Source organism: Pseudoalteromonas arctica, from assembly GCF_012927645.1.
Lineage (GTDB): Bacteria > Pseudomonadota > Gammaproteobacteria > Enterobacterales > Alteromonadaceae > Pseudoalteromonas > Pseudoalteromonas arctica_A.
Map to the genome: position 1 here is coordinate 139,847 of NZ_JABBMT010000007.1, position 10,784 is coordinate 150,630.

7 protein-coding genes and 1 pseudogene are annotated in these 10,784 nt (G+C 35.9%); 3 read left to right on the plus strand and 5 right to left on the minus strand.

What is annotated here, in order from left to right:
- Positions 1–8: 8 nt before the first annotated feature.
- Genes HHO47_RS06885 through HHO47_RS06905 form a run of 5 tightly spaced genes read right to left on the minus strand, consistent with a single transcriptional unit; the run spans position 9 to position 9,024 of the window.
- The gene (locus HHO47_RS06885; RefSeq protein ID WP_211183635.1) at positions 9–1,856 is read right to left on the minus strand and encodes a site-specific DNA-methyltransferase; all 1,848 of its coding nucleotides are present in this window, start codon (positions 1,854–1,856) and stop codon (positions 9–11) included.
- A gap of 10 nt (positions 1,857–1,866) precedes the next feature.
- A complete protein-coding gene (locus HHO47_RS06890; protein ID WP_169019624.1) occupies positions 1,867–4,053 on the minus strand; it encodes a hypothetical protein in 2,187 nt (728 codons plus the stop codon).
- A gap of 21 nt (positions 4,054–4,074) precedes the next feature.
- The gene (locus HHO47_RS06895; protein WP_169019625.1) at positions 4,075–4,842 is read right to left on the minus strand and encodes a DUF4391 domain-containing protein; all 768 of its coding nucleotides are present in this window, start codon (positions 4,840–4,842) and stop codon (positions 4,075–4,077) included.
- Positions 4,843–4,855: 13 nt separating this feature from the next.
- Entirely contained in the window at positions 4,856–8,131 is a 3,276-nt protein-coding gene (locus HHO47_RS06900) for a helicase-related protein (RefSeq protein ID WP_169019626.1), read from the minus strand.
- 2 nt (positions 8,132–8,133) lie between these two features.
- Positions 8,134–9,024 carry a WYL domain-containing protein gene (locus HHO47_RS06905; RefSeq protein ID WP_169019627.1) on the minus strand — a complete coding sequence of 297 codons (891 nt, stop codon included), beginning with the start codon at positions 9,022–9,024 and terminating at the stop codon, positions 8,134–8,136.
- 104 nt (positions 9,025–9,128) lie between these two features.
- On the opposite strand from HHO47_RS06905, the gene HHO47_RS19180 reads away from it, so the two are divergent.
- The 3 genes and pseudogenes from HHO47_RS19180 to HHO47_RS06920 form a co-directional block, all read left to right on the plus strand.
- On the plus strand, positions 9,129–9,383 hold the full coding sequence (locus tag HHO47_RS19180; RefSeq protein WP_211183636.1) for an antitoxin Xre/MbcA/ParS toxin-binding domain-containing protein: 255 nt from the start codon (positions 9,129–9,131) through the stop codon (positions 9,381–9,383).
- A 13-nt stretch (positions 9,384–9,396) separates the two neighbouring features.
- On the plus strand, positions 9,397–9,720 hold the full coding sequence (locus HHO47_RS06915; protein WP_169019628.1) for a phosphotyrosine protein phosphatase: 324 nt from the start codon (positions 9,397–9,399) through the stop codon (positions 9,718–9,720).
- A 263-nt stretch (positions 9,721–9,983) separates the two neighbouring features.
- Positions 9,984–10,121 (plus strand): annotated as a pseudogene (locus tag HHO47_RS06920) (thioredoxin-dependent thiol peroxidase); the annotation flags it as partial.
- Positions 10,122–10,784: the final 663 nt, after the last annotated feature.

A 10,784-nucleotide genomic window follows, 5' to 3' on the forward strand; every position in this document is an offset into this window, starting at 1 on the left:
ATCTCTCCTTAAATACTTTTAACGTCTTCAACGCCATGTTGTTTAAGTATTTGCACTGCATTGGTTTTTACATTGTCATCATTAGCAAAGCCTTCATCTTTAAATACCACTTGGGTACTTTCTGGCTCTAGCTCATCAATTAACGCTGCAATACCTTCAACAACAGCTTCTGTAATGTCATCGTCTAAACAGACGATTAAGGCACCAGCACCAACAACAAAAACTTGTTTACCTTTTATGTTTTCTTCTTCAACCAAGGTTGTTAGCTCAATACCGTATTTGAGTAGAATTTCATATAATACATCTTCTGCGGTTCTAGACTCTTTAATTGATTTAGCTGCAAGTTGAAGTGCTGGTGCAAGATCATCAAAGTCAGCATCCCATCGTCGAATATTAGTTTCATCAAGTTTGAAAACTTTTATCCCATGTTCTTGAGTTGACTCAGCAATAACTTTTTTTATTCTTGCTAAGGACAATTCTGAGATTGTTTTATACCCCATGCTACAAGCAACTGATTTGGCATCTGTTTTTTCAGGCAGCTGAACTGAAATTGTTTTTATAGGCAGTTCATGTTCAGTTTGAAAATCATATGCTGCGTGTGCAGTACTTCCAGAACCAGCAAAAAAATCTAATACGGTGTCATGCTCATCGACTGTCATCAATAGAAGTTTTTTTAGCAATACAGTCGGTTTAGAGTGGTCGAAAACTTTGGGTCCAAGCAAATTTGCTATTTCTTTTGTGCCATCTGAGTTATATCCATGTTTATCCCACCAACTATCAGGTTTAGTATGGTTAGAAGTTCTCTCTTTGAGATATTTTTTTTGAATAGGAGCACTGTTCCCTGACTTACCAAAAATTATTCGTCCATCTTTTATTCTTCGTTTTACTTCTTCTTCATTAAAAACCCAATATCTTCCTTTAGGAGGTAGAAAAGCCTGTCCTGTTGCATCATTGACAATTTCAAAATAAGGTCCCTTATGATTTGCTGATAAATCACTAGTTGTCCATGCTCCACGCTCGTCATTATCTGGGTTTGAGTATGTTTTTTCTATGAATTCTTTGGTTAATGGAAACCCAGTAATAGCACTTTCCAAATCCTTTTTTCCATACGCGATTATGTAGTCATGAACAGGTGGAATATAGCCCATATTGTTACCATTAGTTTTTTTCTTCCATATTATTGAACCCAAGAAGCAATCTTCACCATATATCTCATCACAAACCTTTCTCATATTTATTATTTCAGATTCATCAATGGATATGTAAATTACACCATCATCCTTAAGCAAATTCCTAGCTAACTTGAGTCTTGGGTACATCATATTCAGCCAGGCACTATGATAACGACCAGATGTCTCAGGATTGCTGCTGAAAACATTTCCATCAGAATCTGTTTGACTTGTAGTTTTTAAATAATTTGAAATATTGTCTTGGAAGTCATCTTTATACACAAAATCCTTACCCGTATTGTAAGGCGGGTCGATATAGATCATTTTCACTTTTTTGTGATATGACTTTTGCAATAGCTTCAACACTTCAAGATTGTCACCTTCGATAAATAGATTTTCGGTGCTATTCCAATTTACGCTGTCTTCCTTGTAGGGGCGCAATGTACCTGTTGATGGGGTTTGTGCTATTTGGCGGGCTCTATTCTTACCATTCCACGTAAAGTTATAACGTTCATCTGAATCATCAACTGCTTCACCTAAAGCGGCCTTTAAGGCATCAAAATCAACCTTGCCTTCGCTAAATACGTCAGGGAAAATTTGCTTTAATTGCTCGATGTTAGCATCGGTAATATCAAGGCTTTTCGATTCAGCTGATTGGTTGCTTATCTGTTCCATTGTTGATTTCATGTTTTCTGCCTTATTCGGTATCTGATAATTGTTTGATTTCTGCATAGAGCTGGTAAAGCCTATGAGCAGACATATCTAAAATGGGTTCGTACATAAATGAGTTAAGATGAATATTCTCAGGCGTCATCAGGTTTACCTGATCAAGCAATGCTTTAGTTGTTAGTTCTCCTGGAAATAACTCACAAAATTTATTGAATAGCTTTCTGGTTTGATCTTTGGTGATACCCAAAACAAACACACTGTCGTTTATTTTGCTGATCATAAATTCTTCAGCTTTTAGACGAATGGCGACGGCTAATACCACCTTATTTTCTAATTCTATTGCATCGGTATTACCTTGCAGCAACTCTTCGCTTTTAGCATAAATCATGTCTTTTAATACATTATCTTGATTTGGTAATACTAAGCCTTGTTGATCTGCAAAAATGTCTTTATAGATAATTTCAAGATGAGATACCTTTATGTCGCTAGTATCTGGTTTTATATGTAACAAAGAGGTTAACGTTGTGTAGTGAGCCTCATGGCCGCAGTAATCAGCTATATTTCGTGCAAATGGAATACTCGCTAATAAATAACCAACATTACCTGCTAGCTCTTGCTTCCACGCGGAAAAAACATCATTTTGATATCTTTCTTGTGATATATCAGTTGTATCAACACAGCGTGTAGCCATTAATCTATTTTTGCGTTTAACACCTACTCTACTACTGATTATTCGGTGAAAATCAAAGTTATGAGTCAGTGAAAATAGGTGGAAAATATCTATTCCAGCAATGTCTTGTAGATATTCAACAATGGCGTATTTGTTTTTATAATCGAATGAATCAGCAATATCATCAATGACGATAATGGTTGGTACGGCTTGCTGCTTTTTAACCTCTACCTCAAATAACACATTAAGAATGTACAATGCTCGTTTTTCACCTTGGCTAAGCGCTTCAATCAAGCTTTTTTGGTTAACTATTTCAGGAGCGCCACGTCCGTCATTAAATTCAAACTGAATTGTTGGAGCTTGGTTATTTAAAATAACGTCATCTTGATTGTTTACGCTTAGTTTAAATGGCACGGTAAAACGTTCATTAAACGTATCAACTACAGCTGCCCAGGTTGTTTGTTCTGCTTTTGCTTGTTGAATAATACCTTCGACCACTGCTTGGTTATTTTGGTAGGTTGTTACTAAGTCATCCCATAAAGTTTGATGCGCTTGTAGATAGCTTTTAATAACTGTTTTTTTGAATTGTGGGATATCTTGATAATCTGCGAGTAACGCCTGATTTTCGGTAATAAAATCTCTAAACGCTGCGGTATCTTTTGTTTTAAGCTTGTCGTCTATTTTTGCAAATTGCTGTTTTAGATCATCGCTATTAAGCACTTTTTCTTGTTCAGCTTGTAAGATTGCATTTAGCTGGTCTAAATCTTCAGCCAATTGAGGCTTACCATCAACTGATATATTGACACTATGTTTCGCCTTAAAAAAGTCAGCATCGCCAAGGCTTTTAGAAACTGTGCCGGCTTTTTGATGATTGAAGCTCTTTGTTAAAACCGTTGATTGGTCAATTAGTTTATCGTAAGTATCAACGTAATCGGATAACTCTTTTGCAAAGTCACCTTTGGCAATTACCGCTAATACTTTATCGTTAAATAAGTCAGCAAACTTAAAAGCTGTATAACTACTGTAGTCAGGCAATGTTTCTTGATGTAGCTCCGCTAGTAACTCTAAAAACCCCTTTTCTGGCTTACTATAAATTTCACAAATTAACTTAGGAAAAGCATTGATCGCAACACCTTTTTTACCTGCTGGTTGTGCTATTGCTTTTACTAGAGCGGTACGCTTTTCATCAACTTCTTTTAACGCTGTATCGTATTGTTGCTTTAGCGTGTCATTTACTAGCAGTGTTGAAAGTTGCTTAGAGCTATAACTTTCATTGTATGACTCAATCACCATTATTTGCTCAGGAGTGATAGCAACATTATCAATGGTGATATATCTTTTAGTCTCACGGTCAGGAAAAATTAAATCTTTGGTTTCTTCTTCATTAACTACATCAATAAAGGTTTTAGCAAGTGATGTTTTTAGTGTGCCGTTTGGCGCATATAGCGAATTAACACCATCGTTACTGGCTGATTTTGTGAAATCAAACTCTTTATTTAACTGGTTTATGCCATAGCAATTTTCTAAGGCTAATTTAAGTTTCATAGGGTTCCTTGTTATCAGCTGTTAAAGCTGTTCCTTAAGTTGTTTTATTTGTTTTTTTATTGCTCTTGCCTGAACATTTAACTTAACTTTATTGTTCATTAAGCTTTCAGTTTTTAACTTGTTGCGCAAGCCATTTAGCTCGCTTTCTAAGCTTTTTAATTGTTCAAGAGTTGCTGTTACTTGTGGGCTATCACTGGTTTGTTGATGGCTGCCGTAAACACCGGTAAATTTCGCGGATTCTAAGCGGTTAAATTTATTAATAAAGTCACTATACAAGTCATATAAACTTACTGTTGAACAGTTACTTAATGAAAAGTCACTAATAAAGCTTTGTCGAATAGATTCAAGTGGCTTGTTTAACCAGCCTGAATCGAATTGTTTTTCTATGGTTAACTTGTGGCTATCAGCCTGATTAATACGTTTATAGGCAACACTTAATGCTAGTGATTGCTCATGTTCAACTAAAAGCAATGTTGGGTATGGAATGTTACTGTGCAGCAATCTACAGAGCTGTTTTGTTTGATTTAAGCTTTTAACTTTTACCTGCAAAATAGCTATTTCAAGATATTCTCTAACACCATCTTCAAAGGTTGGAATATTGATTGTTTCAGGTTTAAGCGTATATGCCCAGTCGATTGATTTGAGTACGTCTTTGATAATACTTTTATCATTATTACTGAGCTCAGTGTTATCACTCAAGGTTTTTTTCGGGATCTTAACGCCCAACTTAGTTTCATTGGGTAACTTAAGGTTAGCGATTAGCTCTGTTAATAACGAGTTATGATTCATAAACAATTACTACCTATAGAACAACTACATAGCTAACAACTTCGAAGTCATTAACTTGTTGAGTTGAACTTGATGTTAAGGTAGTTCCACCACGACTAAACAAGCTAGCGGCACCTTTTTCTTGACTCTTACCAGCAATATCCTCTACTGCTACTTTTAGTAGCGTTTGGTAATGTGCCATATCCTTATTGTTTTCGGTATTTTGATTGAATAAATTGTTTGCCTCATCTAATGAGTTTTCATTTTTTAGTGCCGAGAACTTTTTAAGCAGGTCAAGCATATGTTTAGCCTGAGTAAATGAATAAACAACTTGTTCTTCATCTGATACATAAACCAAATAATAGGGGGATAGTGCATAGCTATCATCTACTTGCACATTTCCAGTTTTATCTTTTAAGCAAAAAACAACACCAGGTATTAAGTCATCAGCAATGTCTTTTAATTCATTTTGAGTGCTGTCAATTTTGATCGGTGCGTATAAGCCTGTTGGTGACTGCTCTAAAAGATCCAAATGATTTTTCATGAAATCTGACAAATCCATTCTAAAGTCATTTAGTGTTAAATCGGTTATGGATACACCACCTGATATTTCTTCTAGATCAACAACTTGGTTTTGAAGTTGCTCAAGCTGTTTTCGGCGGTAATCAAGGTCATTCATTTCGCTAGCGGTTTGATCTATTACGTTTTCTTCACCTGTTGCTGATATATCAAGTAATACCATTCTACCGCTCACGCGAGCTTCTAAATTTATGTATTCATCAAGTTCCATGTTTGGCCAAAAGTTAACAAGCTGAATTTTGTCATTAATCGAGCCTAAACGGTCAATTCGTCCAAAACGTTGAATAATGCGAACCGGATTCCAGTGAATATCGTAGTTCACTAAAAAATCACAATCTTGCAAGTTTTGACCTTCAGAAATACAATCGGTAGCAATTAATATATCTATTTCTTGTTGGAACTCTGGAAATACTTTATCTCGTTCTTTAGAGCGTGGTGAAAAGTGAGTCAGCATTGAGTTTAGATCTGCTGTAACACGTTTGCCTTGAGGGTCCTTCAACGTAGTATCTGTTTTTTGCCCTGTAATAATGGCTGATTTTATTGAGAACTCGTTATCAGCCCAGTTAGCTATATCTTTATATAAATATTCAGCTGTATCTGCAAAGGCGGTAAAAATAATAACTTTTCTATTTTGACCATTTATAGGACTGTTAACTTTTTCAACGATTGTGTCTTTAAGTGCTTTTAATTTTGCATCTTTGGTTGCTGTTATTCGATGAGCTTCATCAACTATCATTTCTAAAAAAGCTTTGTCGGCATCAAGGTCTTGTGCGTAGCGAATTAAATCCATGTCTTGTATACGCACTTTGGTTTTTTTACCGACCATATATGGCGCTAACTCTGGATTTTCTAACTCAAAATCATAAATTTCTTCAATAGGAGGAGCGACAAACTCTTCCGTTAATTCAGACGTGATTTTAGGTGCTAAATTTTCGTTAAAGTGCTCAATTTGACTCAAAATACTTGTTACTTGCCCAAGCAGTTTACCTGAGGTTAAGTGAAAGGCATGAATAGAGCTTTCCATACGCTTGAGTAAGTTAATTCGCATTAAGTGAATTAAACTTTCTTCACGATCTACTTGTTTAAAGGTAGAAGAGCCTCCTTTTACCTTTTGATCATACCTTCTCGCATATTCGGCTTGTTTTTCGACTCGCACATACTTCATAGGTGAATAACAAGCTAAGCTCAAACGTCTTATGGTGTCATTAACTTCTTTAAGTGGGGGGAATTCGCCATTGAGGTCGATATCTGATTTAACATTCTTTGGTAATAACCTTGTTGGGAATTTACCGATATCAGCAGTGCCATAGTATTTTTCAATGTGCTTTCGAGATCGTGCAATTGTATAAATGTCTAATAGTTTAAAATAATCAAAGTTAATGGTGTCTAGCAAATCTTGTGCTGTACGCTCTTCAGGCGGCTGCTTTGCCCAAACATTAAAATGAGTTTGCGCCTTTCGAAGTGTAGCCTCTATGCTGTTGATTCCATATTCATTCAGCGCACTATCATTAGCTTCTGTAATGAAAGCGACCTGATTTTTCATGTCATTTAAGCGGTTGTTAACTGGGGTTGCAGATAACATTAATACCTTGGTTTTAGCTCCACCTTTAATTATGTCATCTAAAAGCCTTTGGTAGCGGTTTTTACCTTCTTTTTTAGGGTTGTTGTTCCGAAAGTTATGACTTTCATCAATAACAACTAAGTCATAGTTTCCCCAGTTCAAAGTTTCTAAATTTATTGTTCCTGAATAGCCTTTATGTCGGCTCATATCGGTATGATTGAGTACATCATAGTTAAACCGATCATCAGCTAATAAATTTCGTTTATCGTTTTGGGTATAGACTAACCAGTTGTCTCTGAGTTTTTTAGGGCAAAGAACTAATACTTTGTCGTTTCGTAGTTCAAAGTATTTTATTACAGCAAGTGCTTCAAAGGTTTTACCTAAACCAACGCTATCAGCAATAATACAGCCATTGTATTTGTTTAACTTGTCTATGGCACCAAGAACACCATCTCGCTGAAATTTATATAATTTATTCCATATAACTTTGTCTTTAAAGCCTGTTCTGGTGTTGATTATATTTTCTTCTTGTAACTCGCCGATAAAGTCTTTGAAAAGGTTATAAAGTGTGATGAAGTATATAAAATTAGGACTTTTATCTTGGGTTAATTGGTTAAGCTGGTTAAGAAACTCATCTTTTGCGTTTACCACTTGGCCTTTGGCATTCCAAACCATGTTGAAATACGATAATAAATCTTCAGATTGTGGGGCAGGAATTTTAGTGATCATGTCAAAGCCCGTTGATTCAACTAAGCCCATACCAGAACCGTTAAATTGAGCACCATCAATTGCGGTTAATTCAGTACCTTCATTTGCAATGATGTGTTTACCTACTGCCCCGGGTTGACTCACCAGTTTAATTTTTGCTTTTTGGTCAAGCCATTGAGCAAATTCTTTCGCTATTGATTTTTGATTAAGCTGATTTCTAAATTTTGTTTCATATTCCCCTCCCAAAAGAGAACCAAAAGGTGTAGAGGCATTATCTATATTGCCGAAACCCTTAAACTGAGAGAAGAGTAACCTTGCGCTTTTAAGTTTATTTAATTCATCCTTGAGATCATCAAAAGCATATATTGAAAAGAGCCCTGTCATTACAGAAAGCTTGTCACTTGACGATAAAGTATCGGATAAGAGGTCTTTTACTTTTGATGTTGTGTTATCAATTAACATAATTAGTTTCCATACCCTGGCGCTATAGCAAGATTTTCAGCACCGTATAATGTTTGTATATTCTGTAAATAAAGTTGATATTCTGGGCCTGAAAGCGAACCACTTTCAGAACAATCCACATTCCAACGTCTTAATAAATAGCCTGCCATTGCGGCACGTACGTTAACTTCTAACACGCCTTTTTCCATACCAAAATCGAGCTTAATGGCGGTTGGATGCTTAACGTTATTTGGGTGCGGAACAATTTGTAATGGCACCATACGCATCCATTGATGATCTTCTAATTTATCTTCTTCAGGGGATGATTTCTGTGCTTGAATTGTAACTTTGGTAATGCGAGTTAACACAAAGTCTCTGAATGACTTTGATTTGCGGTCATACGCTCTTAAATGCCAGCGTAAGCCATTATCTACAATTGAATGAGGCACTAACTCTCTTGCACCTGAACCGCTACTTAAAGACGTATATATAACGCTAATAGGCTTATGATTGATAATTGCTTGAGATAGTTTAGCGATAATATCAATATCAGGCACGTTTAACGGGCTTGGTGATTCAATAGGGAATGAAGTATCACCAATAGAGTCAAAACCATCGCTAATGTTATTCGCTAACTTAATAAGGGTACGGCGAGCATCATGTTTAAATATGGGCTTGAATTGCGTTGTGATGAAGTATTTTTTTTCTACATTGTCATACGCCATATTATTTGGTGCATTGTCTTTGTAGAACTTTAAATCTCGGGTTGCTGCGGCAAGGCCCAATTCGAAATGGCTGACTATTTCACTGCGAGTTACCATCCCAGTAAAATAGAGCTTAAAGTCGATATAAGCTAGGCGCTGCTTCTGTGCAAAACTGAATTCGTCCATTCGATAATCTGATTCTATTGACATTTTCCATTCGAGTTGAAATAGTATGTCTCATTATGAGTTAGACAGCAAATAGATTTTATGCTTTAGTGTTGATATAGATCATCACTATTTAAAAGCTTAAATTTATGTCTCATCAAAACACCAAACCTTCTGTAGAAAAACATACTAATTTTGCCGAATTAGAACATTTAAAAACTGATCATTTTGATATTTATCAAGAGCTGATGAAGCAGTTTAAATATGATGAACGGGTGTGCCAAGAGTGGCTCAATAAACCCAAGCCACTTTTACAAGGTAAGTCGCCGTTTGAACAATTATCCATAAATGCTGATGAAGTGGTGGGTATGCTAGTTCGCATGAGGACGGGTGATTTTTCATGAGGAATAGCCGCCTATGAATATTCTCTTTTTATGTACTAGTAATATACAACGAAGCAAAACTGCTGAAGAGTTGTTTCGTGCTGCCAATAATAACCACCAATACAAATCAGCTGGCTTTAGCGAAAAATATGTGAGTAAAGCTGATTCTACTCTTTGTACCGGAGAAATGTTGCAATGGGCTGATCAAGTATATGTATTTGAAGAGCAACATATTGAACGCATTCAAAAGCACACGGGGGATGTTTATTTACCTAAAATAAGCAACTTAGACATCTCAGATGATTACCAATATTTTGAAAGGGACTTATATTACAGCTGCTTGAGAGGATTAAGTTAACGTAATTAATGGGCTACCGATTTACCGAGATTACAGAAAGATATAATTAAAACATTATAGGACGCAGATAATGCCTAAGAGTATATTCATTTTTATGATAAATATTTTGATGAAATCATCAAAAAATGAAACATTTTTCTAAAATTTATGATAAATTTTTAGAACTGAAATAAATACATAATAATTTAAACTTAACACACTGTTAAAGATAGTTTTTTATTGCCTATATCATAATTTTAGTCATAAACTATTTCCAAGGTTAGAAGTTTATGGGTAAAGAATACGACGGCATTCACCGTTTAAGCTTTTTAATTGGCCAAGACGGAACAATAAAGTACTTTTTCGATAAGTTTAAAACCAAAGACCATCACCAAGTTGTACTAGATTATTTGACTAAATAATCAGTGCTAGGCGCTACAGAGTTGAACTTAAGCGTTGCCTATTAGCTACGCTTTTTTTATGTGCATGAGTACGAAATAAAATGGCACCTACAAAACACTTTGTAGCTGTTATTAAAAAACTACTTTTTACATGCATCGATAACAATTTTACTATCAAAAAATTGTTCAAAATAGATGTTCTTACTCTCTTTATTAATTTGCACCGCTATGGAGCCATTTCGTTTGCGGCGTAATGGCACCACCTAATTTGCACCTAATGGCGCTACCCGATCTTCCGCACCCACTTTAAGAATAAACTTTCTGATACTGTTCACCTAAACAATCAATGATGGTTTGATTGCGCGCTTCCAAATTGGCAACGATAGGAATTTTGTCTGGTAAATATATAATGCTTATTCCTTTGAAACACTGGAATACCCATCGGGACTTTTCAAGAAACGGAAGCCTTTTTCTACATTCTGCTGCGCTTTGTAGCTACTCAGCAAGTTTGCTATGTTAACATCGTTGGTGGCAATAATGAACAAGCCCAGTTGTTATAAAGCGGCTTCTCTGGATGCGAGTGGTGTGCATAATGCCCCCGTAATCTGGTATTCGATACGCTCAGGAGGTTGCCCGAGTTTAGGGCGTCCTGCTCCCTTAAAAATGGCTACTTCGACAACATGT